This is a genomic window from Hoyosella levis (assembly GCF_026008515.1).
In the GTDB taxonomy this organism is placed as follows: domain Bacteria; phylum Actinomycetota; class Actinomycetes; order Mycobacteriales; family Mycobacteriaceae; genus Lolliginicoccus; species Lolliginicoccus levis.
Genome location: NZ_BQYM01000002.1, coordinates 306,541 through 329,659, shown reverse-complemented (window position 1 = coordinate 329,659; position 23,119 = coordinate 306,541). Strand labels below are relative to the sequence as shown.

General features: G+C 68.3%; 21 protein-coding genes. 11 read left to right on the top strand and 10 right to left on the bottom strand.

Translation table 11 applies throughout. The annotated features are described in order from the left end of the window. Positions 1-127: 127 nt before the first annotated feature. The gene (locus QC765_RS03690; RefSeq protein ID WP_278313054.1) at positions 128-1,759 is read right to left on the bottom strand and encodes an ABC-F family ATP-binding cassette domain-containing protein; all 1,632 of its coding nucleotides are present in this window, start codon (positions 1,757-1,759) and stop codon (positions 128-130) included. Between the two features lie 384 nt (positions 1,760-2,143). Between QC765_RS03690 and QC765_RS03685 the strand changes: the two genes are divergently transcribed. Together QC765_RS03685 and QC765_RS03680 are read left to right on the top strand one after the other, a co-directional pair. Then, positions 2,144-2,911: an SDR family oxidoreductase gene (locus QC765_RS03685; protein ID WP_278313053.1), complete on the top strand. Its 768-nt coding sequence runs from the start codon at positions 2,144-2,146 to the stop codon at positions 2,909-2,911. A gap of 28 nt (positions 2,912-2,939) precedes the next feature. Next, positions 2,940-4,055: a lycopene cyclase family protein gene (locus QC765_RS03680; protein ID WP_278313052.1), complete on the top strand. Its 1,116-nt coding sequence runs from the start codon at positions 2,940-2,942 to the stop codon at positions 4,053-4,055. Positions 4,056-4,216: 161 nt separating this feature from the next. Here QC765_RS03680 and QC765_RS03675 read toward each other — a convergent pair whose 3' ends face one another. The 7 genes from QC765_RS03675 to QC765_RS03645 form a co-directional block, all read right to left on the bottom strand. Further along, complete coding sequence (locus tag QC765_RS03675) at positions 4,217-4,636, bottom strand: metal-sulfur cluster assembly factor (RefSeq protein WP_278313051.1); 420 nt, start codon at positions 4,634-4,636, stop codon at positions 4,217-4,219. Next, positions 4,633-5,094 carry a Fe-S cluster assembly sulfur transfer protein SufU gene (gene sufU, locus QC765_RS03670; protein ID WP_278313049.1) on the bottom strand — a complete coding sequence of 154 codons (462 nt, stop codon included), beginning with the start codon at positions 5,092-5,094 and terminating at the stop codon, positions 4,633-4,635. Before sufU ends, QC765_RS03675 begins: the two co-directional genes overlap by 4 nt. Further along, positions 5,091-6,356 (bottom strand): cysteine desulfurase, encoded by a 1,266-nt coding sequence (locus QC765_RS03665; protein ID WP_278313047.1) that lies wholly within the window; start codon positions 6,354-6,356, stop codon positions 5,091-5,093. Before QC765_RS03665 ends, sufU begins: the two co-directional genes overlap by 4 nt. A gap of 2 nt (positions 6,357-6,358) precedes the next feature. Then, the gene (gene sufC / locus QC765_RS03660; protein WP_278313046.1) at positions 6,359-7,120 is read right to left on the bottom strand and encodes a Fe-S cluster assembly ATPase SufC; all 762 of its coding nucleotides are present in this window, start codon (positions 7,118-7,120) and stop codon (positions 6,359-6,361) included. Between the two features lie 38 nt (positions 7,121-7,158). Beyond that, positions 7,159-8,382: a Fe-S cluster assembly protein SufD gene (sufD, locus tag QC765_RS03655; protein WP_373876649.1), complete on the bottom strand. Its 1,224-nt coding sequence runs from the start codon at positions 8,380-8,382 to the stop codon at positions 7,159-7,161. After that, positions 8,382-9,788 (bottom strand): Fe-S cluster assembly protein SufB, encoded by a 1,407-nt coding sequence (gene sufB / locus QC765_RS03650; protein WP_444979974.1) that lies wholly within the window; start codon positions 9,786-9,788, stop codon positions 8,382-8,384. Before sufB ends, sufD begins: the two co-directional genes overlap by 1 nt. Before the next feature lie 62 nt (positions 9,789-9,850). Beyond that, positions 9,851-10,672 (bottom strand): helix-turn-helix transcriptional regulator, encoded by an 822-nt coding sequence (locus tag QC765_RS03645; protein ID WP_278313044.1) that lies wholly within the window; start codon positions 10,670-10,672, stop codon positions 9,851-9,853. Between the two features lie 158 nt (positions 10,673-10,830). Between QC765_RS03645 and mptB the strand changes: the two genes are divergently transcribed. From mptB to QC765_RS03625, 4 genes are all read left to right on the top strand, one after another. Further along, positions 10,831-12,456, top strand: coding sequence for a polyprenol phosphomannose-dependent alpha 1,6 mannosyltransferase MptB (gene mptB / locus QC765_RS03640; RefSeq protein ID WP_278313137.1), 1,626 nt, complete (start codon positions 10,831-10,833; stop codon positions 12,454-12,456). 11 nt (positions 12,457-12,467) lie between these two features. Next, positions 12,468-13,412: an ABC transporter ATP-binding protein gene (locus QC765_RS03635; protein WP_278313043.1), complete on the top strand. Its 945-nt coding sequence runs from the start codon at positions 12,468-12,470 to the stop codon at positions 13,410-13,412. Position 13,413: 1 nt separating this feature from the next. Continuing rightward, positions 13,414-14,262: an ABC transporter permease gene (locus tag QC765_RS03630; protein ID WP_278313042.1), complete on the top strand. Its 849-nt coding sequence runs from the start codon at positions 13,414-13,416 to the stop codon at positions 14,260-14,262. Between the two features lie 85 nt (positions 14,263-14,347). After that, positions 14,348-15,319, top strand: coding sequence for a COX15/CtaA family protein (locus tag QC765_RS03625; protein ID WP_278313136.1), 972 nt, complete (start codon positions 14,348-14,350; stop codon positions 15,317-15,319). A 43-nt stretch (positions 15,320-15,362) separates the two neighbouring features. Here QC765_RS03625 and QC765_RS03620 read toward each other — a convergent pair whose 3' ends face one another. After that, positions 15,363-15,665 (bottom strand): hypothetical protein, encoded by a 303-nt coding sequence (locus QC765_RS03620; RefSeq protein ID WP_278313135.1) that lies wholly within the window; start codon positions 15,663-15,665, stop codon positions 15,363-15,365. 76 nt (positions 15,666-15,741) lie between these two features. On the opposite strand from QC765_RS03620, the gene QC765_RS03615 reads away from it, so the two are divergent. Then, entirely contained in the window at positions 15,742-16,707 is a 966-nt protein-coding gene (locus QC765_RS03615) for a quinone oxidoreductase family protein (RefSeq protein ID WP_278313041.1), read from the top strand. Positions 16,708-16,893: 186 nt separating this feature from the next. Here QC765_RS03615 and QC765_RS03610 read toward each other — a convergent pair whose 3' ends face one another. Then, positions 16,894-17,802 carry a heme o synthase gene (locus tag QC765_RS03610; RefSeq protein ID WP_278313134.1) on the bottom strand — a complete coding sequence of 303 codons (909 nt, stop codon included), beginning with the start codon at positions 17,800-17,802 and terminating at the stop codon, positions 16,894-16,896. Positions 17,803-18,168: 366 nt separating this feature from the next. Between QC765_RS03610 and tkt the strand changes: the two genes are divergently transcribed. From tkt to QC765_RS03590, 4 genes are all read left to right on the top strand, one after another. Next, positions 18,169-20,268, top strand: coding sequence for a transketolase (gene tkt, locus QC765_RS03605; protein ID WP_278313040.1), 2,100 nt, complete (start codon positions 18,169-18,171; stop codon positions 20,266-20,268). A gap of 93 nt (positions 20,269-20,361) precedes the next feature. After that, positions 20,362-21,495: a transaldolase gene (tal, locus tag QC765_RS03600; RefSeq protein ID WP_278313039.1), complete on the top strand. Its 1,134-nt coding sequence runs from the start codon at positions 20,362-20,364 to the stop codon at positions 21,493-21,495. 13 nt (positions 21,496-21,508) lie between these two features. Then, the gene (pgl, locus tag QC765_RS03595) at positions 21,509-22,243 is read left to right on the top strand and encodes a 6-phosphogluconolactonase (protein WP_278313038.1); all 735 of its coding nucleotides are present in this window, start codon (positions 21,509-21,511) and stop codon (positions 22,241-22,243) included. Continuing rightward, positions 22,240-23,094 (top strand): hypothetical protein, encoded by an 855-nt coding sequence (locus QC765_RS03590; protein ID WP_278313037.1) that lies wholly within the window; start codon positions 22,240-22,242, stop codon positions 23,092-23,094. The genes pgl and QC765_RS03590 overlap by 4 nt, the downstream gene beginning before the upstream one ends. The last annotated feature ends 25 nt before the right edge of the window (positions 23,095-23,119 follow it).

The following is a 23,119-nucleotide window of genomic DNA, read 5'->3' as shown; positions in this document are numbered from 1 at the left end:
AAACTTCAGCGTAGACAATCGCGGGTCAACTATCCACAGGCACAAGGGCTCAACCTGCGCGGCACCACCTTTGACCGACCACCAGGGTGGCACGGGCAGCCGTGCCCACGGGATCATGCCAACGGGATCATGCCAGCGAGATCAGCTCCAGGTATTCCTCGGACCAATGATCCTCCGCGCCATCGGGAAGCATGATCACCCGCTCCGGGTTCAACGCCTCCGCCGCGCCCGGATCATGTGTCACCAGCACCACCGCGCCCTCGTAGGTGCGCAGCGCGTCGAGCACCTGCTCGCGCGAGACCGGATCCAGGTTGTTCGTCGGCTCATCGAGCAGCAGCACGTTCGCCGCCGAGGACACGAGCCCCGCGAGCGCGAGGCGCGTCTTCTCGCCGCCCGACAAGGTGCCCGCGGGCTGCTCGAGCTGCGGGCCAGTGAACATGAAGGCGCCCAGCAGGCTGCGCAGCTCCTGCTCCCCCGCGTCCGGCGACGCATGGCGAATGTTGTCCCACACCGAGGCAGCATCATCGAGCGTGTCATGCTCCTGCGCGAAGTAGCCCCGCTTGAGCCCCCGCCCCGGCTCGATCTCCCCAGTGTCCGGAGTCTCGACGCCCGCAAGGATGCGCAGCAGCGTGGTCTTGCCCGCGCCATTGAGGCCCAGGATCACCACACGGCTGCCCTTGTCGATCGCGCAATCGACGCCGGTGAAAACCTCCAGCGAGCCGTAGGACTTCGATACGCCGGTCGCGTGCAGAGGAGTGCGCCCGCACGACGCGGGCGACGGGAACTTGATCCGCGCCACCTTGTCAGCCACGCGCTCATCGTCGAGCTCCGCCATCATCCGGTCCGCGCGACGCATCATGTTCTTCGCCGCGGCAGCCTTCGTGGCCTTCGCGCCGAGCTTGTCCGCCTGGACCTTCAACGCGGCTACCTTCTTCTCCGCGTTGGCCCGCTCCCGGCGACGCCGTGCCTCATCGGTCGCGCGCGCGTCGAGGTAGCGCTTCCAGGTCATGTTGTACACATCGGCCTCGCCGCGCACCGCGTCGAGGAACCACACCTTGTTCACCACATCATCGAGCAGATCCACATCGTGGGAGATCACGATGAGCCCGCCATCATGGTTCTGCAGGAATCCCCGCAGCCAGGTGATCGAGTCCGCATCAAGGTGGTTAGTCGGCTCATCGAGAAGCAACGTCGTGCCGGACTTGCCGCCCGCGCCATCCGAGGCGGAGAACAGGATCCGCGCGAGCTCCACGCGCCGCCGCTGGCCACCCGACAACGTCCGCAATGGCTGCTCGAGGATGCGATCCTCCAGGCCCAGCGCGTTGCAGATCCGCGCCGCCTCGCTCTCGGCGGCGTAGCCACCCAGCGAGGAGAACCGGTCCTCCAGGTTGCCGTACTTGCGGATGGCCTTGTCGCGCTCGGCGACATCGCCCAGCTCCGCCATCTGCACCTGCAGCTTCTCCATCTTCGCGAGCAGCGTGTCGAGCCCCCGCGCGGACAGCACCCGGTTCTTCGCCAGCACCTCGAGATCGCCCTCGCGCGGATCCTGCGGCAGGTAGCCCACCTCGCTGGAGCGCGATACGGACCCTGCGTAGGGCTCGCCCTCCCCGGCGAGGATGCGCAGCGTGGTGGTCTTGCCCGCGCCATTGCGGCCCACGAGTCCGATGCGATCACCCGGCTGGACCCGCAACGCCGGGCCAGGTGCGCTCAGCAAGGTGCGCACCCCGGCCCGGACTTCCAGATCAGAAGCGGTAATCACATGAACTCCAAACAGCTCGACAACAAGACCTCAGGCATCGTGACCATCGCCAGGTCCGCGTCCACGCGTCACGCGATCAGCAGGTACCTGCCCCCGGTGCAAGCGCGGATGACCATCATGGCCCGCAGGCCGCCATCGGACGCGCGGCACGCACCGTGTCCTTCGAGCGCCAGGCCAGAGCGGCCAGCACCCGTCAGGGGCTCCGGCGGAACCGGGCTTGCATCGCGGAACACCACGCGGCAAGCCCGTGCGATATCAACCCATGACTCTACCGGTTCGCGCGCCAGGACGCGATGTCACGAAAACCACACGTCATGGCGACGAGCGCGACTCGAGCAGGCCGCCGATTGCCGGGCAACGCGCCCGCACCGCTACGGTGGTGGGATGACCACTCTCGATCTCGCTGGCCGCACCGCACTCATCACGGGCGCGAGCCGGGGCATCGGCAAGGCCATCGCCGCCGAGCTGCTCCGGCGCGGCGCCAACGTCGCCATCACCGCGCGCAAGCCTGGGCCGCTCGAGGAGACCGCCCACGAGCTCGCCGAGGTCGCGGGCCAGGCCGGGGTCGTCGCCTTCCCCAGCAACACCGGGGACCTCGAATCACGGCACGGCGTGGTCGCCGCCACGCTCGACCGCTTCGGCACCCTCGACATCCTGGTCAACAACACCGGCATCAATCCGGTCTACGGCTCCTTGATCGATGCGGATCTCGCCGCGGTGTCGAAGATCTTTGATGTGAACGTCGTCGCCGCTCTCGGTTTTGTCCAGGAGGCGCACGCGGCATGGATGGGCGAGCATGGCGGATCGATCCTCAACATCGCCAGCGTGGCGGGCCTGCGATCCACCGGCGTGATCTCGGCCTACGGCGCCTCCAAGGCGGCGCTGATCCGTCTCACCGAGGAGCTGGCCTGGCAGCTCGGCCCCAGCATCCGCGTCAATGCGATCGCGCCCGGAGTGGTCAAGACGCAGTTCGCCGAGGCGCTCTATGCGTCCGGCGAGGACAAGGCTGCCGCTGGATACCCGCTGAAGAGGCTGGGCACGCCCGAGGACATCGCCCGCGCCGCGGCGTTCCTGCTCTCCGATGACGCGTCCTGGATCACTGGAGAGACGCTACGCGTCGATGGCGGCCTCCTTGCCACCGGTGGGCTCTAGCAGCAGCACTGCGCCCGGTGGACCGCACGTGATCGCTGACCTCCTCGTCGCTGGCCTCGGCCCCGCTGGGCGAGCCCTCGCGCACCGCGCCTCGATGGCGGGCCTCTCCGTGGTGGCCATCGATCGGAACCCCGAGCGGGCTTGGACCGCGACGTACGGGGCGTGGCTCGACGAGCTGCCGTCATGGCTTCCACGGACAGCCATCGCGGCGCGGGCCCCGCAGCCCGTTGCCTGGGGACATCGGCAGCACACGATCGACCGGACATACGCCGTATTGGATACGCCCGCGCTGCAACAGCACCTCGCGCTCGACAGCACCACCGTGATCCGGGGCACCATCCACCAGCTCCATCGCCGTGGAGCCCAGCTCGGCACCGGCCAACAGGTCCGCGCGCGTGTGGTGGTGGACGCGCGCGGCATCCCGCGCTCCCCCCGGGCCGCGGAACAAACCGCGTATGGCCTGCTCGTGCCCGCCGCGACCGCCAAGCCTCTGCTGGATGGCGCGACGGCGCTGTTCATGGATTGGCGCGACCCCGGGCAGCGGATCGCTGGCGCGCCATCGTTCCTCTATGCCGTGCCCGTGGGCGGGGGCCGCTGGTTGCTCGAGGAGACGTGCCTAGCGGGGCGGCCCGCGCTCGGTATCAGCGAGCTGCGCCAGCGCCTCCAGGATCGCCTCGCGGGGCACGGCATCGGCCTTGATGGCACGGAACCCACCGAGACTGTGCGATTCCCCTTGCAGCCGGGCCGTGGCCTCGTCCCGCAAGGGGTGCTCGGGTTTGGCTCACGCGGTCGTCTCGGGCATCCGGCCACGGGCTACAGCGTGGCCGAGAGCGTGCAAGCCGCCGATGTGGTGACCAGGTCGCTGCTCGAGAGGTCCGATCCGTGGCGGGCGCTGCACCCGTGGCGAGCCCGGGCTGTCGCGGCGCTCCGGTCCAAGGGGCTCGCGAGCCTCCTCGCGCTTCCTCCACGCGAGCTGGTCGCGTTCTTCGACGTGTTCTTCGAGCTACCGATCGAGCACCAGCGCGCGTACCTCTCGGGCCGCGCTGATCTCACCGGCATGACCCGGGCAATGACCGCCCTGTTCACGCGGGTGCCACCCGGCACGCAGGCCCGGCTCGCACGATCGGTGCTCGCCTATCGCTAGCGTTGGCGGCGGTAGGCGCGGCGAGGCTCGCGAGCGCGGCGCCAAAAGCACTAGAAACAGCCAAACGCGATAGAAACCACGTGGTTTCCACGAGGGCTTCTATCGCGTTTGCGGTTGCTGTTCCAAGGTCCGGCGCCGCGGCGTGCTCAGACCGGGCAGAACTAGACGGTGAAGCCCAGCGCCCGCAGTTGCTCGCGGCCATCGTCGGTGATCTTCTCCGGCCCCCACGGTGGCATCCACACCCAGTTGATCTTGAGCTCCTCGACGAGGCCGCTCTTGATCAGCGCGGACCGTGACTGCTCCTCGATCACGTCGGTGAGCGGGCAGGCCGCGGAGGTGAGGGTCATGTTGAGGGTGGCGACGTTCTCCTCGTCAACGGTAATGCCGTAGACAAGTCCGAGGTCGACGACGTTGATGCCGAGCTCGGGGTCCACGACGTCGCGCATCGCTTCCTCGAGGTCGGCGAGGAACGCGTCGTCCGCGACGTTCACGGCTTCATCAGCGGCGGCCGTCTCCTCGGCGGGAGCCTCATCGGCAGCCAGTTCATCAGTGGCAGGGGTGGGAGTTTCGTTCTCGCTCATGCGTGCAGTTCCTTGGTCGAAGCGGTGTTATCGATGCGAACAACGGCGTCCTTGAATGCCATCCATCCGAGCAACGCGCACTTCACACGGGCGGGGTACTTGGCCACGCCAGCGAAGGCGATGCCGTCCCCGAGCAGTTCCTCGTCGCCCTCCACGGTGCCGCGGCTGCCGACCATCTCCTGGTAGGCGTCGACGATGCGCATGGCCTCGTCGATCGGCTGCCCGATGAGCTGGTCGGTGAGCACCGAGGTGGAGGCCTGGCTGATGGAGCAGCCCTGCCCGTCGTAGGAGATGTCGGCGACGACGCCGTCGGCGAGGTGCACGCGCAGGGTGATCTCGTCGCCGCAAGTCGGGTTGACGTGGTGCACCTCGGCGCCGTAGGGCTCGCGCAGCCCACGATGGTGCGGATGCTTGTAGTGGTCCAGGATCACTTCCTGGTACATCTGCTCGAGCCTCATGAAGCCGTCCCGAAGAATCGCTGGGCCCGGCGGATCGCGGCAGCGAGGGCCTCGACCTCGTCGAGCGTGTTGTACAAGTAGAACGAGGCGCGGGCGGTCGCGGCGATCCCGTAGCGCTGGTGCAGCGGCCAGGCGCAGTGGTGGCCGACCCGCACCGCTACGCCATCGTCGTCGAGGACCTGGCCGAGATCATGCGCATGGATCCCGTCCACGACGAAGGACACCGCAGCGCCACGTCGAGTGGCTTCGCGCGGGCCGACGATCCGCACGCCCTCGATGTTGCCGAGCGCATCAAGCGCTGCGGCGGTGAGCTGGTGCTCGTGCGAGGTGATCGCGTCCATGCCGATGCGCTGGAGGTAATCGACGGCCGCCCCGAGGCCTACGACCTGCGAGGTCATGGGCACGCCCGCCTCGAAGCGTTGCGGCGGCGGCGCGTAGGTGCTGGCGTCCATGCGGACCATCTCGATCATCGAGCCACCCGTGATGAACGGTGGCATGCTATCGAGCAGGTCAGCCTTTCCGTACAGCACTCCCACACCGGACGGCCCGAGCATCTTGTGCCCGGAGAACGCGGCGAGGTCGACGTCGAGCGCGGGGAAATCCACGGACATGTGCGGCACCGACTGGCAAGCATCGAGAACCACGAGCGCGCCGACCGCGCGAGCGCGGGACACCAGCTCCTCGACGGGGCTGATGGCCCCGGTGACGTTCGACTGATGGGTGAAGGACACCACCTTGGTGCGCTCGGTCAGCTCGAGGGAGTCGAGGTCGATACGACCATCGTCGGTGACGCCGTACCAGCGCAGCGTCGCGCCCGTGCGGCGGCACAGCTCCTGCCAGGGCACGAGGTTCGCGTGGTGCTCGAGCTCGGTGATGACGATCTCATCGCCCTCGCCCACCGCATGCGGGAAGCGATCGTCCCCAAGCACATGGGTAACGAGGTTCAGAGCCTCGGTGGCGTTCTTGGTGAAGACGATCTCGTTGTCGCGCGCGCCCACGAACTCCGCGATCAGCGCGCGTGCGCCCTCGTAGGCGTCGGTGGCTTCCTCGGCGAGCTGGTGCGCGCCGCGATGCACCGCCGCGTTCGAGGTAGTGAGGAACTCACGCTCCGCGTCGAGCACGTGCAGCGGGCGCTGCGAGGTGGCCCCGGAATCGAGATAGACGAGCGGTTTCCCGTCCCGCACCGTGCGGTGCAGGATGGGGAAGTCCGCGCGGATCGCGGCGACATCGAGCGCCGCGGGCCGCACCGCCGATGCCGTCATGCTCAGACCGCCGCTCGGGTGAACCGCTCGTATCCGTCCCGCTCGAGCTCGTCGGCAAGCTCGGGACCGCCGGACTCGACGATCTTGCCCGCCGCGAACACGTGCACGAAGTCAGGCTGCACGTAGCGGAGGATGCGCGAGTAGTGGGTGATCAGCAGGATGCCACCGTTCTCGCGCTCCTTGTAGCGGTTGACGCCCTCGGAGACCACGCGCAGGGCATCGACGTCGAGGCCGGAGTCGGTCTCGTCGAGGATGGCGATCTTGGGCTTGAGCACCGTCAGCTGGAGGATCTCGTGGCGCTTCTTCTCGCCGCCGGAGAATCCCTCGTTGACCGAGCGCTCGGCGAAGGACTTGTCGATGTCGAGCTCGTTCATCGTTTCCTTGACCTCCTTGACCCAGTGGCGCAGCTTGGGGGCCTCGCCACGGACCGCGGTGGCGGCGGTGCGGAGGAAGTTCGACATGGACACGCCCGGCACCTCGACGGGGTACTGCATGGCGAGGAACAGCCCGGCACGGGCCCGCTCGTCCACGCTCATCTCGAGGACATCCTTGCCATCGAGGGTGATGCTGCCCTGGACGATGGTGTACTTGGGGTGGCCTGCGATCGCGTAGGACAGGGTGGACTTGCCCGAGCCGTTGGGTCCCATGATGGCGTGGGTCTCGCCCGACTTGATGGTCAGGTTCACGCCGTTGAGGATCTTGATGGGCTCGGCCTCGCCGGTGTTGATCTCTACGTGGAGATCACGGATTTCCAGAGTCGACATGTGTTTCCTTTTGCGCTGAATGAGTTCTTGGGCTGGCGTCAGGCACCGACGGCCGCGAGCTCGGCCTCGATGGCGGCGTCGATGCGCTCGCGAAGCTCCGGGATGGTGATGCGGTTGATGAGCTCATGGAAGAAGCCCCGCACGACGAGTCGTCGGGCCGTGTCCTCCGGGATGCCGCGGGAGAGCAGGTAGAACAGTTGCTCGTCGTCGAACCGCCCGGTGGCGCTGGCATGGCCAGCTCCGAGGATCTCGCCCGTCTCGATCTCGAGGTTGGGCACCGAGTCGGCGCGCGCTCCATCGGTGAGGATGAGGTTGCGGTTCAGCTCGAAGGTGTCGGTCCCCTCCGCGGCAGCGCGGATGAGCACATCGCCGATCCACACCGTGTGGGCATCGCCCTTGCCGAGGCCGGCATCGCCCTGCAGCGCGCCCTTGTAGACGACGTTGGACTTGCAATGCGGCACCGCGTGGTCCACGAGAAGGCGATGCTCGATGTGCTGGCCGGCGTCGGCGAAGTACAGGCCGAGCAGCTCGGCATTGCCGCCTGGTCCGGCGTAGCGCACGTTGCTCGTCACGCGGGAAAGCTCACCGCCGAGGCTCACCGCGAAGTGGCGCAGCTCGGCATCGCGGCCCACCTGGAGGTGCTCGGTGCGGACGTGCACGGCATCCTCGGCCCAGTCCTGCACGGTGACGACGGACAGCTTGGCGCTGTCACCGACGATGATCTCGACGTTGTCGGCCATGATGCCGCTGCCGTGATGGTCGAGCACCAGGGTGGCGCGCGCGAATGGCTCGACACGGACCTGGATGTGCGTGTACGCGGTCTTGCCCTCGCCGGGACCGTTGAGGGTGATCGTGACCGGATCCGGGAGCTCCTGCTCCTTGCGGACGGTCACGATCGTGGCCTCGGTGAACGATGAGTAGGCCTGCGCGGCGACCCGGTCGGCAGGCGTTCCTGCCTCGCCGAGCCGCTGGTCATCGCGGCCGACCGTCTCCACGGTGATGCCCTCGACGCCAGTGACGTCGATGCCGACCCGGCCGTCAGCGGCATCGGTTCGGTTGTGCAGGCCGCGGAGCCGGCGCATCGGCGTGAAGCGCCAGATCTCATCGCGCCCCGAGGGGATCTCGAAGGCGTTGACGTCGAAGGAGGCGAAGAGCTCCCCCTTGTTGACCGCAGGGGTCAACGGGGCGGCCTCGCGGTTCTCCCCGGCGATAGCGTCCCGGACCCCAGCGGCTCCGGCACCAGCGGGTGTACTGGCAGTCACTAGCCCACGGCCCCTTCCATTTGAAGTTCGATCAGTCGGTTGAGCTCGAGCGCGTACTCCATGGGGAGCTCCTTCGCGATGGGCTCGACGAAGCCGCGCACGATCAGTGCCATGGCCTCGTCCTCGTCCAGCCCGCGGCTCATGAGGTAGAAGAGCTGGTCCTCGCTGACCTTCGACACAGTCGCCTCGTGGCCCATCGTGACGTCATCCTCGCGGATATCGACGTACGGGTAGGTGTCCGAGCGGCTGATCGTATCGACGAGCAGTGCATCGCACTTGACCGTTGATCGCGAGCCATAGGCGCCCTTGGCGACCTGCACCAGTCCGCGGTAGGAGGCACGGCCGCCACCACGAGCGACGGACTTGCTGATGATCGTCGACGACGTGTGCGGCGCGAGATGCAGCATCTTCGCACCGGTGTCCTGGTGCTGGCCCTCGCCCGCGAACGCCACCGAGAGAACCTCGCCCTTGGCGTGCTCGCCGGTCATCCACACGGCCGGGTACTTCATGGTGACCTTGGAGCCGATGTTGCCATCGATCCACTCCATGGTCGCGCCCGCCTCGGCCTTGGCGCGCTTGGTGACGAGGTTGTAGACGTTGTTCGACCAGTTCTGGATGGTCGTGTAGCGGCAGCGGCCGCCCTTCTTCACCACGATCTCGACCACTGCGGAGTGCAGGGAGTCGGTCTTGTAGATCGGCGCGGTGCAGCCCTCGACGTAGTGCACGTAGGCACCTTCGTCGACGATGATCAGCGTCCGCTCGAACTGGCCCATGTTCTCGGTGTTGATGCGGAAGTATGCCTGCAGCGGGATGTCCACATGCACGCCCGGCGGCACATAGATGAAGGAGCCACCCGACCACACCGAGGAGTTGAGCGCGGAGAACTTGTTGTCACCGGCCGGGATGACCGAGCCGAAGTACTCGCGGAACAGCTCCGGATGCTCGCGGAGCCCGGTGTCGGTGTCCATGAAGATGACGCCCTGCTGCTCGAGGTCCTCGCGGATCTGGTGGTAGACGACCTCGGACTCGTACTGGGCGGCGACGCCGGAGACCAGTCGCTGCTTCTCCGCCTCGGGGATGCCGAGCCGGTCATAGGTGTTCTTGATGTCCTCCGGCAGGTCCTCCCACGAAGCAGCCTGCTTCTCGGTGGAGCGCACGAAGTACTTGATGTTGTCGAAGTGCACGCCGGACACGTCCGCGCCCCAGCTCGGCATCGGCTTGCGCTCGAAGATCCGCAGGGCCTTCAGGCGCAGGTCGAGCATCCACTCGGGCTCGCTCTTCTTCGAGGAGATGTCGCGCACGACAGCCTCGGAGAGGCCACGCTTGGCGGCGGCACCCGCATCGTCGCTATCGGACCAGCCGTAGCTGTAGTGGCCGAGCGAGGCGATGGTGTCCTCTTGGCTCATCGGTTCCTGGCCAGGCTTCTGCGCGATGGCAGCATCTGGCAGGGCCGACTCGGATGTGACGGTCATGCGTGCTCCTCCCGGAGTCGTTGGGGGCCTGCTGCGGGCTGTGCAGCAGGACTCGACTGGGTCTGGTGAACGAGCTCTTCCTCGATGCCTGCGGGCTCCGATCGATCGCTGGCGCGCGCTGGCAGGGGTACGTGGGTGGTGCATGCGCAATCGCCGTTGGCGATCGTAGCGAGCCGCTGGACGTGGGTGCCGAGCACCTCGGCGAACACGGCCTGCTCGGCCTCGCATAGCTCGGGGAACTCCGCCGCGACGTGCGAGACAGGGCAATGGTGCTGGCAGATCTGCACCCCCGAGCCCACGCGGCGCGTCGATGCCGCGTAGCCGGCCGCGGTCAGCGCCTCGGCGATGCGTCCGGCCGTGTCCTCCACGGCCCCGGCACCGTCCCTATTGCTGATCGAGCCGATGATCGACCGCACGCGGCGATCAGCGAACTGCTCGATGACCTCGTTGCCTCCCACGGCGCGCAGCTCGCGCATCGCGGCGGTGGCAAGATCATCGTAGGCGTGGGAGAGGCGTTCCCGGCCCGCGGCGGAGAGCATGTACTGCTTGGCGGGCCTGCCTCGACCGCGCTGCTGGTACCGCGTGGTGGCCGCGACCTCGGCATCGCCGTTCTCGAGCAGTACATCGAGGTGACGGCGCACGCCCGCGGCGCTGAGGCCGAGGGTAGCGCCAATGGCTGACGCGGCGATGGGGCCTTGCTCGAGCAGCAGGCGGACCACCTCGGCCCGCGTCCGGCTCTCGTGCGCGAATCCGCCGGAAGACACCACGGCACTCGTGGCGCTGCCCGCGCCACGTCCTTGCCCTGGTAGTGCTCCCATTGTTTTCACAACACTAGTGTGACGGAATTCGACCAAGGCGTCTACCCAGGGCACCCTTAGCACGCCAGGGGCGCCCACGCGGGGCCCAGCGCCCAGTAGGCTGCTCTACTGTGCCGGCGAAAACCCCCGCGCCCCGCGACGATCCTGCCACGCCGCCCGTGCCCCCACCACGGCGACGGGGCCTCGCGCGCTTCGACGACCGGCTCGCCCACCTCCACGGCGACGAGGCTCCCCGCCCGGCGCTTGACGCCGCCGAGACCGCCCAGTTCCGATCCGTCCGCCGCTTCGGCGCGGCGGGCGCGATCCTCATGGCGATCGCCGCGCTTGGCGCCGGCGCGCAACCGGTCCTCCAGAACCCAGTGGCCGGGCTTCGGCTCCTCGGCCTGCCCGCCCGCATGCCCGCCGTGGCGCTGACCCTCGGCATCACCGGAACCGCCATGGTCATGCTGGCCTGGCTGATGCTCGGTCGGTTCGTCATCGGCAACTTCGTCACCCACAACGCTCCTCGCCGGCTGTCCCGCCCGCAGCTCGACCACACCTTGCTGCTGTGGATCGCGCCGCTGCTCATCGCCCCGCCCATGTTCAGCCGGGACGTCTACTCATACCTCGCGCAGAGCGAGATCGCCGCGCGCGGCCTCGACCCCTACGCCCTTGGACCAGCCCAGGCCCTTGGCGTCGACCACGTGCTCGCCCGCACCGTGCCCAATATCTGGCGCGAGACCCCTGCCCCCTACGGTCCCCTCTTCCTCTGGATGGGCGAGGGCATCGCCTCCATCACCGGCTACAACATCGTCGCCGGGATCCTGCTGCACCGCGCGCTCGCCGTCGCCGGGGTCCTCATGATCATCTGGGCCCTGCCCCGGCTCGCCCGGCGGTGCGGCGTCGATCCCGTGATCGCCCTCTGGCTCGGCGCCGCCAACCCCCTCCTGATCTTTCATCTCGTTGCCGGGGTCCACAACGAGGCACTGATGATCGGCATGATGGTCGTCGGCGTCGAGGTCGCCCTCAAGGCGATCGAGGGCACGGCGCCACTGCGCGGCCGGGCGCTGCTCCTGCTGCTCGGCGGCTGCATGATCATCGTCCTGTCCTCCACCATCAAGATTCCCTCCATCCTCGCCCTCGGCTTCGTCGGCATGGCCCTCGCTCGGCGCTGGGGCCGCGGATTAAGCTCCATCGCCGCGGCCGCGATGTTGCTCGCCATCCTCGCGGCCGCGGGAATAGCCGCGGCGTCCCTGGCGAGCGGGCTCGGCTTCGGCTGGGTCAATACGCTTGGCACCGCCAATGCCGTGCGCAGCTGGATGTCCATCCCCACCCTGCTGGGGCTCGGCACGGGGCAGGTGGGCGTGCTGCTCGGGCTCGGAGACCACACCACGGCCATCCTCAACGTCACGCGGCCCATCGCTGCGGTCGTCGCCGCGGTCATCGTGGTCCGGATGCTCTTCGCCACCCACGCCGGCCGCCTGCATCCCGTGGGCGCGCTCGGCGTCTCGCTCGCGGCGATGGTGTTCCTGTTCCCCGTAGTCCAGCCGTGGTACCTGCTCTGGGCGCTCATCCCGCTCGCGGCCTGGGCGACCCGGCCCGTGTTCCGCATCCCCGCCATCGCCATCTCCGCGATCATCAGCGTCATCCTGATGCCCAACGGGGCGGAGTACGAGCCGTGGGTCATCGTGCAGGCAGTCTTCGGCGCGCTCCTCATCCTCGGGGTGCTCGTCGCGGTGCTGCGCAGGCGCCCGGTATGGCGAGACGCACTGCCCGTTTTCCACAAACCCGCCCCGAGCGCCTAACCTGAGACGTCGTGAGCCACCCAGCACCGGAATCCCCAGAACCCGCCGTGGCCCTGCGCGGCGCGCGCAAGAGCTTCGGTGCCACGCAGGCCGTCGACGATCTCGATCTCACCGTCCCGCGCGGCAGCGTGCTCGCCCTGCTCGGGCCGAACGGCGCTGGCAAGACCACCACCGTGGAGATGTGCGAGGGATTCCTCGCCCCCGATTCCGGAACAGTGCGCGTCCTCGGGCTTGATCCCGTGACCCAGCGGGCTGAGCTAGCTCCCCGGATCGGCGTCATGCTCCAGGGCGGCGGCGCCTACCCCGGCGCGAGGGCCGCTGAGATGCTGCGGCTCGTCGCGCGCTACACCCGCAACCCGCTCGACCCGGACTGGCTGCTCGCCACGCTCGGTCTCACCGACGCCGCCCGCACGCCCTACCGCCGCCTCTCCGGCGGGCAGCAGCAACGCCTCGCCCTTGCCTGCGCGCTGGTGGGCCGCCCCGAGCTCGTCTTCCTCGACGAGCCCACAGCCGGGCTCGACGCGCAGGCCCGCCGCCTGGTGTGGGAGCTCATCGAGGCGCTGCGCCGCGATGGCGTCACCGTCCTGCTCACCACGCACATGATGGACGAGGCCGAGCACCTCGCCGATCACATCGTCATCATCGACCACGGCCGCGTCATCGATCGCGGAACCCCGCGCGAGCTCACCAGCCGGGGCGCCCATGGCCAGCTCCGGTTCACTGCCCCGCCCGGGCTCGACACGCTGCTGCTGCTCGCTGCCCTGCCGGAGGACTACCACTGCCACGAGCCATCCCCCGGCATCTATCTCGTCGAGGGAGACATCACACCGCCCGTGCTCGCCACCGTCACGAGCTGGTGCGCGCGCATGAACGTGCTCGCCACCAACCTGAGGGTCGAGCAGCGCTCGCTCGAGGATGTCTTCCTCGAGCTCACCGGACGCGAACTACGAGGCTGATATGACATCGACCCCAGCACGATCCAACCCAGCTTCAGCTGCCCCTGCCCCGTCCACCTCGGTGGGAGCCAGGTTCCCCGTCGGCACGTTCGCCCCCGCGCCCCAGGCGGCCCGGGCTCTGCCCATGCTAGCCGCCCAGGCCCGGCTCGAGCTGTTGCTCCTGCTGCGCAACGGCGAGCAGCTCCTGCTCACCCTGCTGATCCCCATCACCCTGCTCATCGGGTTCGCCATCCTGCCCGTCGGATCAGTCAGCGAGCCCCGCGCCGCAGCCATCATCCCGGGCATCCTCGCCCTTGCCATCATGTCCACCGCGTTCACCGGGCAAGCCATCGCCGTGGGGTTCGACAGGCGCTACGGCGCCCTCAAGCGACTCGGGGCGACGCCGCTGCCCACCTGGGCCATCATCGGAGGCAAGTCCGCTGCTGTCGTCATCGTCGTGGCGCTCCAGATGGTGGTGCTCGGCGCGATCGCCCTCGCGCTCGGATGGCGGCCCGCCCCGCTCGACCTGCTCGCCAGCATTCCCGCCGTCGCCATCGGCACGGTCGCCTTCGCCGCGCTGGGGCTGTTCCTCGGCGGCTGGCTGCGCGCCGAGATCGTCCTCGCCCTCGCCAACCTGCTCTGGTTCGTGCTCGCTGGCATCGGTAGCATCGTGCTCGCCGCGAGCATCTCCCCCAGCGCTGCCCCTGCTAGCAATGCCACCACCATCGCGGAGCTCACGCCGTCGGGCGCGCTCGTGGCCGCTCTCCAGGGCGGCCTGACCGGCCAGGCCGGGCCGCTCCCCTTGCTGATACTCGTCGGCTGGGCCGTGCTGTTCACCCTCGGCGCCGCCCGCACCTTCCGTTTCACCTGACCGGCGGCTGGCCCCGAGGCGAGCAGCTGGGCTGGACCGCTGGGGGCGAGGCGGCGATCACCCCGCCGGACCCTCTACCATCGTCATCGTGATACGTGCATACCTGAGCCTGGTCGAGCGCCTTCCCCTGCCGTCGCTGCGCGCCCAGAGGATCATCGCGATCCTCGTCATCCTCACCCAGGCAGGCATCGCCGTTACCGGCTCCATCGTGCGTGTCACCGCATCGGGCCTCGGCTGCCCGACCTGGCCACAATGCTTCCCGGGCTCGTTCACCCCTGTGGCTGTCGAGGAAGTCGCGACCGTCCATCAGGTCGTCGAGTTCGGCAACCGCCTGCTCACCTTCATCGTGGTGGCCGTCGCGATCGCTATCGTTCTCGCCGTCACGCGCGCCCACCGCCGGCGCGAGATCCTCGTCTACGCCTGGGTGATGCCGCTATCGACTGCCCTGCAGGCCGGCATCGGTGGGATCACGGTGCTCACCGGCCTGCTCTGGTGGACCGTAGCGATCCACCTGCTCGTCTCGATGGCGATGGTGTGGATCGCCGTGATTCTCTACGGCAAGATCGGCGAGCCCGACGACGGTGTGAACAGGGCCGTCGTGCCGGGGCCGTTGCGCGCGCTCACGGCGGTATCCGGCGCCGCGCTCACCGCCACGCTCCTTGCCGGCACCATGGTCACCGCAGCGGGCCCGCACGCCGGGGACAACTCCGTAGCGCGGCTCGAGATCGAGATCGTCAACCTCGCGCACGCCCACTCGCAGTTCACCGTGGCATACCTCGCCCTTGTCGTCGGGCTTGGCTTCGGCCTCGCTGCGGTCCGCGCGCCGCGGAACGTCCTCCGTGCGCTCGGGATCCTCATCCTCGCGATCATCGCGCAGGCGCTGCTCGGGGTAACCCAGTACGCGCTGCAGGTGCCCGCTCAGCTCATTCCGTTCCACATCGCGGGTGCCGCGCTCTGCACCGCCGCCACCGCCGCGCTCTGGAACACCATGACGGCACGAAAGGCACCGCTCCCCGCGCGTCCCGGCACCGGGGAACGCATCGCGCAGCCCGCCTAGCCGCCGTTGCGGCGGTCGACGGCGCTCCCCGGGTGCCGGACGACTAGGAGTTCGCCACCCAGCCAGCCATCCGCAACGCATGCCCGGGAGCCGGCGTCGCGACGGAGGTGAGCTCACGATCCCACTCGGCCTCCTCGAGGTCCGCGGTCTGTTCCACCAGCGCCTTCGCCGTCGCCATATCCGCCACGACCTGATCGCCGAGAATGCCGTCGGCGCCCACCAGCGTCACGCGCACGCCTATGCGGCCTAGCGGCTGGAGCACAGCCTTTGCGGAACCACCATGGGCACCGATGAACTCCTTCACCGCTGACGCCGCGCTACCGGGCACCGTGGCCTCATCCTGAATCTGGTTCTCACTCATAGCCACAGGTTACCGGCAGGCCCGTTCGCATGGACATCCGGAAGGGTGTAGAACACAGTTCATGCGCGCAATCCAGGTGAACCGGCACGGTGGTCCAGAGGTCCTCGAGCATCAGGAGCTGGCTGACCCGGCTCCGCGCTCCGGGGAGGTCCTCGTCCGGACCGACGCGATCGGTGTGAATTTCATCGACGTGTACTTCCGCACTGGCACCTACCCCACCGAGCTTCCCTACATCCCGGGGTCGGAGGCCACCGGCACCATCATCGAGGTCGCTGACGGCGTGCAGGGCCTCGCCATCGGCGACCGCGTCGCCTGGGCCGCGGCACCGGGCAGCTACGCCGAGCTCGTCCGCGTCCCGGCCAGCGCCGCGGTGGCCGTGCCCGATGCTGTGGAACCCGCCGTGGCCGCTTCGATCCTCCTGCAGGGCATGACGGCGCATTACCTCATCAACTCCGTGCACCCGGTCGAGGCCGGCGAGACCCTCCTCGTCCATGCCGGCGCCGGTGGCGTTGGCCTCCTGCTCACCCAGCTCGCCACCGCTCGCGGCGCGACCGTGATCACCACGGTCTCCACGGACGACAAGGAGCAGCTCTCCCGGGGTGCCGGTGCTGCACACGTGCTCCGATACGGGCCGGATCTCGCCCAGCGCGTGCGCGACCTCACCGACGGACGAGGTGTGGATGCCGTGTTCGACGGGGTGGGCCGCGATACCTTCGATGCCAGCCTCGCCAGCGTGCGGATACGCGGCACGGTCGCGCTCTTCGGCGCCGCCAGCGGTCCTGTCCCGCCGTTCGATCCCCAGCGCCTCAATCAGGCCGGATCAGTGTTCCTCGCCCGCCCCTCCCTTGGGCACTTCCTGCGCACCCGCGAGGAGCTCGAATGGCGGGCCGGGGAGATCCTCGGCGCGATCGCGGACGGCACCCTGGCGCCCCGCGTTGGCGCGACCTATCCCCTCGCGGAGGCGGCTCGGGCGCACGAGGATCTCGAGGGACGGCGCACCACAGGTTCGATCGTCCTGCTGCCGTAGCCGCGGTGGCCGGGCGGAAAGGCGCCGCGGTGGCCTGGCGGAAAGGCGCCGCGGTGGCCTGGCGCAGGCAAAAGCACCGGAAACGGTCAAACGCGATAGAAAATACTCGGCCAAATCAGCATCTTCTATCGCGTTTGCGGCCACCCCGGCCGTCCCGGCCACTCCGGCCGTCCCGGCCGTCGCGAGCTATCCGGTGAGGAGCTCGCTCATGGTGGCGAAGCCCAGCACGGAGTCCACGGCGAGGGCAAAGAACACGGCCGCGAGATAATTGTTCGACATGAGGAAGAGCTTGAGGGGCTTGACCGGCTCGCCTGCCTTGACGCCCGCGTAGAGGCGGTGGGCCATCACGAGGAACCAGATTCCCACGACGAGCGCCGCGATCGCGTAGATCACACCGGTCCACCATGCCAGCACCAGCGTGGTCAGCACGGTCGCCCAGGTGTAGAGCACGATCCGCTTGGTCACCCCGGCCTCGTCCATGACGACGGGCAGCATGGGCACCCCGGCGACGCGGTAGTCCTCCTTGTAGCGCATCGCGAGCGCCCAGGTGTGCGGTGGCGTCCAGAAGAACACGATGAGGAACATGACGAGGGCGGGCCATTCGAGGGTGCCGGTGGAAGCGGCCCAGCCGATCATGACGGGCATGCACCCGGCGGCGCCGCCCCACACGATGTTCTGCGACGTACGGCGCTTGAGGATCATCGTGTAGATGAAGATGTAGAACAGGATCGTCGCGACCGCGAGCACGCCCGCGAGCAGATTGGTGGCCCACCAGAGCCACGCGAAGGATCCCACGCCAAGCAACAGGCCGAATACCAGGGCGTGGGAGGTGGGGACCGCATCGCGGGCCAGGGGCCGCCGGGCGGTCCGCTTCATCACCTTGTCGATGTCGGCGTCGACCACGCAGTTGAGGCTGTTGGCGCTCGCTGCTGCCATCGTTCCGCCGAACAGCGTGGCGAGGATCAGCAAAGGATCAACGGTGCCGCGAGAGGCGAGCAGCATCGCCGGGATGGTCGTGACGAGAAGGAGCTCGATTACGCGCGGCTTGGTCAGCGCCACGTAGGCCATGACCTTGCTGCGAGCCTGGCCAAGCATGCCGCGAGGCGCCCCGGCGTGGTCGGAGCCCGATTCTCCGGGTGCCTCGTGCGCGCTCTGGGCGAAGCCATGCCCGTTGCCTGCTTGCGCCCTCATCCGCACTTTGTCTCCTAGCGATACCTGGACTCACATTGCGTGATGGCGTGCCCGCGCGCAGGGGCCGCTCGCCAGGATCCTCGTTTCGTTCCGGTGCCTACAGACCATGATGGTAGTCGGAGCGGTCGAACCTGCCGAATCACGGTATCCCATGATCCTGTCCCGCGACTCGCTGGCTCGGGATTCGCCGCTAGGGTGGCGGGGATGGCACCATTGAGCAGGGATACCATCGGTCCACAACTGTTCCAGCATTCCAGGAGAAGCCAACCAGTGTCGGCAGCAGACGAGATCCGCACCTTGACAACCCCTCACCTACCTGATGACTGGACCGAGCTCGACACTCGTGCCGTCGACACGATCCGGGTGCTGGCAGCCGACGCCGTGCAGCACTGCGGGAGCGGGCACCCCGGCACCGCCATGAGCCTCGCCCCGCTTGCCTATGTCCTGTACCAGCGGATCATGCGTCATGACCCGACCGACCCCGAGTGGGTCGGCCGCGACCGGTTTGTCCTTTCCTGCGGTCATTCGAGCCTCACCCAATACATCCAGCTGTATCTCTCGGGCTACGGCCTCGAGCTCGATGACCTCAAGCAGCTGCGCAAGTGGGGAAGCCTCACCCCCGGCCACCCGGAGCACGGGCACACCGCGGGAGTCGAGATCACCACCGGCCCGCTCGGCCAGGGCCTCGCGTCCGCCGTGGGCATGGCCATGGCGGCTCGTCGCGAGCACGGCATGCTCGATCCGTCCACCCCGGTCGGCGAGAGCCTTTTCGATCACAACGTCTACGTTATCGCCTCCGATGGCGACATCGAGGAAGGCGTCACCTCCGAGGCTTCCTCGCTCGCGGGCGTCCAGCAGCTCGGCAACCTGATCGTGTTCTACGACGCCAACGAGATCTCGATCGAGGATGACACCGCCATCGCGCTCGGCGAGGATGTGGCCAAGCGCTACGAGGCCTACGACTGGCACGTCGAGCAGGTCCAGGGCGGCGAGAACGTCACCGGCATCCTCGAGGCGGTCGAGCGCGCGCAGCAGATCACCGACAAGCCGTCCATCATCATCCTGCGCACCATCATCGGCTACCCCGCGCCGAACAAGATGAACACGGGCGCGTCCCACGGTGCCGCCCTCGGCGCGGACGAGGTCGCAGCGGTCAAGACGGCGCTCGGCTTCGATCCCGAGGCGAGCTTCGACGTGGATCCCGCGGTGATCGATCACGCCCGCGAGGTGGTCAAGCGCGGGCAGCAGGCCCACACCGAGTGGCAGCAGCAGTTCGATGCGTGGGCCGCCGCGAACAGCGAGGCCAAGGATCTCTTCGACCGGCTGCATGCCGGTCGCTTCCCCGAGGGCTGGGAATCGCACCTGCCGACCTGGGAGCCCGACGAGGCTGGCATTGCCACCCGCAAGGCCTCCGGCAAGGTCCTCGCAGCGCTCGGCCCGATCCTCCCCGAGCTGTGGGGCGGCTCCGCGGACCTCGCCGAGTCGAACAACACGACCATCCCCGGCTCGCCCTCGTTCGGCCCGGAGAGCATCTCCACCAGCCATTGGAAGGCGCAGCCGTTCGGCCGCACCCTTCACTTCGGAGTGCGCGAGCACGCGATGGGATCGATCCTCAATGGCATCGTGCTGCACGGGCCCACCCGCGCCTACGGTGGCACCTTCCTCGTGTTCAGCGACTACATGCGCCCCGCCGTGCGGCTCGCCGCGCTGATGCAGGTGCCCGCGCTGTACGTGTGGACGCATGATTCCATCGGCCTCGGCGAGGACGGCCCCACCCACCAGCCGATCGAGCATCTTGCCGCCCTTCGCGCCATCCCGAACATGTCGGTGGTGCGGCCCGGCGACGCGAACGAGACCAGCTTCGCGTGGAAGGCCGCTCTCGAGCACCGCACCGGCCCCACCGCGCTCGCGCTGACCCGCCAGAACGTGCCCGTCCTGCAGGGGACCAGCGAGAAGGCCGCCGCCGGAGTTGCCCGCGGAGCATATGTGCTGCACGATGCCGAGGCATCGGACCTGCAGGTGGTCCTGCTGGGCACCGGTTCCGAGCTGCACCTCGCGGTGGCTGCCCGCGCCGCCCTCGAGGCCGAGGGCATCGGCACCCGCGTTGTCTCGGTGCCCTGCCTCGATTGGTTCGAGCAGCAGGATGCCGACTATCAGGAAAGCGTGCTGCCCGCTGCGGTTCGCGCTAGGGTCACGGTAGAGGCAGGCATCGCGATGCCCTGGCATCGTCACCTCGGCTCCTATGGCAAGGCCGTGTCGATCGAGCACTTCGGTGCCTCGGCCGACTACAAGACCTTGTTCCGCGAGTTCGGGATCACCACCGAGGCTGTCATCGATGCGGCTCGCGCCTCGCTTGCCGCTGCCCGATAACCACACATCAGACTCCCCACCGCGGTGCCACGGTCTGCCTGGGCTCCGGCCGAGGCAGCACGTGGCACCGCTTGATTTCCAAGGTTGGCTACCGTGCCCGATACCCAGAACAGCAACCTGGCCCAGCTCAGCGCCGCTGGTGTCTCCGTCTGGCTCGACGATCTCTCCCGCGAGCGGCTCGATTCGGGGAACCTCGCCGAGCTGATCGACACCCGCAGCGTCGTCGGCGTCACCACCAACCCCACCATCTTCCAGGGCGCGCTCACCAAGGGCGATGCCTACCAGGCACAGTTCACCGAGCTCGTCGGCCGGGGCGCCGACGTCGACGAGGTCATCCGTGTGCTGACCACCGATGATGTCCGGCGCGCCTGCGATGTGCTCGCCCCCGTCTATGAGGCAAGCGGAGGCATCGACGGCCGCGTCTCCATCGAGGTCGATCCGCGGCTCGCTCATGACACCATCTCCACCGTCGCGCAGGCCCTCGAGCTGTGGAAGATCGTTGATCGGCCCAACGTGCTGATCAAGATCCCCGCCACCGAGGCCGGGCTGCCCGCGATCACCCGTGTCATCGGCGAGGGTGTCAGCGTCAATGTCACCCTGATCTTCTCCGTGCACCGCTACGAGGCCGTCATCGGCGCTTTCCTCGCCGGGCTCGAGAAGGCCCGCCACATCGGGCGCGACATCTCGCACGTGCACTCGGTCGCTTCCTTCTTCGTCTCCCGCGTCGATACGGAGATCGACAAGCGCCTCGAGGAGATCGGTAGCGACGAAGCTCTCGCGCTGCGCGGCAAGGCAGCGCTGGCCAATGCGCGACTCGCCTACGCCCTGTTCGAGCGGGTGTTCGGCGGCTCCAACGACCTGTGGAACACCCTCGCCGACGCCGGAGCGCACGCGCAGCGCCCGCTCTGGGCCTCCACCGGCGTGAAGAATCCCGAGTATCCCGACACCCTCTACGTCACCGAGCTCGTCGCGCCGCAGACCGTCAACACCATGCCGGAGAAGACGCTGGAGGCCACCGCCGATCATGGCCCGGTGCATGGCGACACCATCAGCGGCACGGCTGCCGAATCGCAGCAGGTATTCGACGCGCTCACCGCAGTCGGCATCGACCTCGACGATGTGTTCGCGCAGCTCGAGACCGAGGGTGTCGACAAGTTCGAGAAGTCGTGGGGCGAGCTGCTCGAGGCGATCGAGGCGCAGATCCGCGACGCGCGAGCGCAGGGCTGACCGGACCGGGCCCATGGCCACGCCAGAGATCCTCGTCCACCCCGATGCCACCACCCTGGCCTGCGCCGCTGCGCAGGACCTCTCCGACGCCATAGCAGCAGCGCAGCGCCGCTACGGCAGTGCCAGCATCGTTATCACTGGCGGCAGCACGGGCATCGCGGTGCTCGAGCAACTGCGCGATCACCAGAGCATCGACTGGCAGCGCATCGACATCTTCTGGGGCGATGAGCGCTTCCTGCCCACCGGGGACCCGGATCGCAACGACACCCAGGCCGATGAGGCGCTGCTCGCCCATATGCCGCTCGATGCCGCACGGATCCACCGCATGCCCGCCAACGAGGGCGAGTTCGCTGGCGATCCGGCGAGGGCCGCGCTGGCCTACGAGGAGCACCTGCACCTACTAGGCAATGGCGGGTTGCCCCGGTTTGATGTGCACCTGCTCGGGATGGGCCCGGACGGGCACATCAACTCCTTGTTCCCGCACGACCCTGCCGTTGCCGAGCATGATCGCCACGTGGTGGCCGTGACCGCATCGCCCAAGCCTCCCGCGCAACGACTCACTCTCACCTTCCCGGCGGTGCAGCACAGCGAAGAGGTGTGGTTGCTGGTCTCTGGCGCGGGCAAGGCGAGCGCTGTTGCCGCGGCTCTCCATGGCGCGCCAGTGCAGGAATGCCCCGCAGCCGCCGCGACGGGCGCCCTGCGCACCACCTGGTACCTCGACCAAGACTCAGCACAGGAACTGCCATGAAGCGGCATGAGATAGTCAACCTGGCCGCGTTCCTCGCGCTCGCTGGCGGACTGTGCTTCCACGCGGCGCTGCTCTGGCCAGACATCCCGGGAAGCGTCGGGGCGTGGCGCCGGGTCGGCGTGCTCTCCTGCGTGGCGCTCCTCGTTCCGGCTGCGATCTGGGCGGCACGGAGCTACCGGGGCAGGGCATCCCGGTTCCTTGGCCGCGCCTACGTGATGCTCGCTGGCGCCGGGATCGGCATCGACCTGCTAGCTGGCCGTCTCTGGGAAGCGCTCTCCAGTGCCCTGGGCGTGGTCGTGGTTCTCACAGCCATCCTCGTGCTCAGTGTGGCACCGTGGATCGATCGCATCACCCGCTCCCCCGGATCCGCCCCGGCGAAGGCGGCGCTGGAGAACTCAGCCCTGGCACGGTCGAGCGAGGACATCATCGTGCCCACGCGGCACTTCTCGCGCCGGGAAGTGATCAATGTGATCGCGAGCACGATCCTCACCGTCACAGCGGCCCTCATGACAGTGACGCGCTGGCTGGACCTCGACCGCCCCGAGGGCGTGTCGCTCGGCGCGTACTGGCAATCGTGGGTGCTGGTTTCGTGCATCGTCACGATCACCGCGGTCAGTGTGTGGGCGGCCCGCAACTACTGGCGCCCCACAGTGCCGTTTCTCTCTACGCTCTATGCAAGCCTCGGCATGGTGGCAGTGCTGGGCTATCTCATGACGGCCGACTACGTGAACGCGGCGAGCATCGCGATCGCCACACCGATCCTCATCGTGCTTGTGCACCGGCCGCGCATCCGCGCATGGATCGAGAACCACACCGAACCGTCTTCGAGCACCAGCGCGCTCGTCGCCTAGCGAGACGGGGCCAGATCGAGAAGGA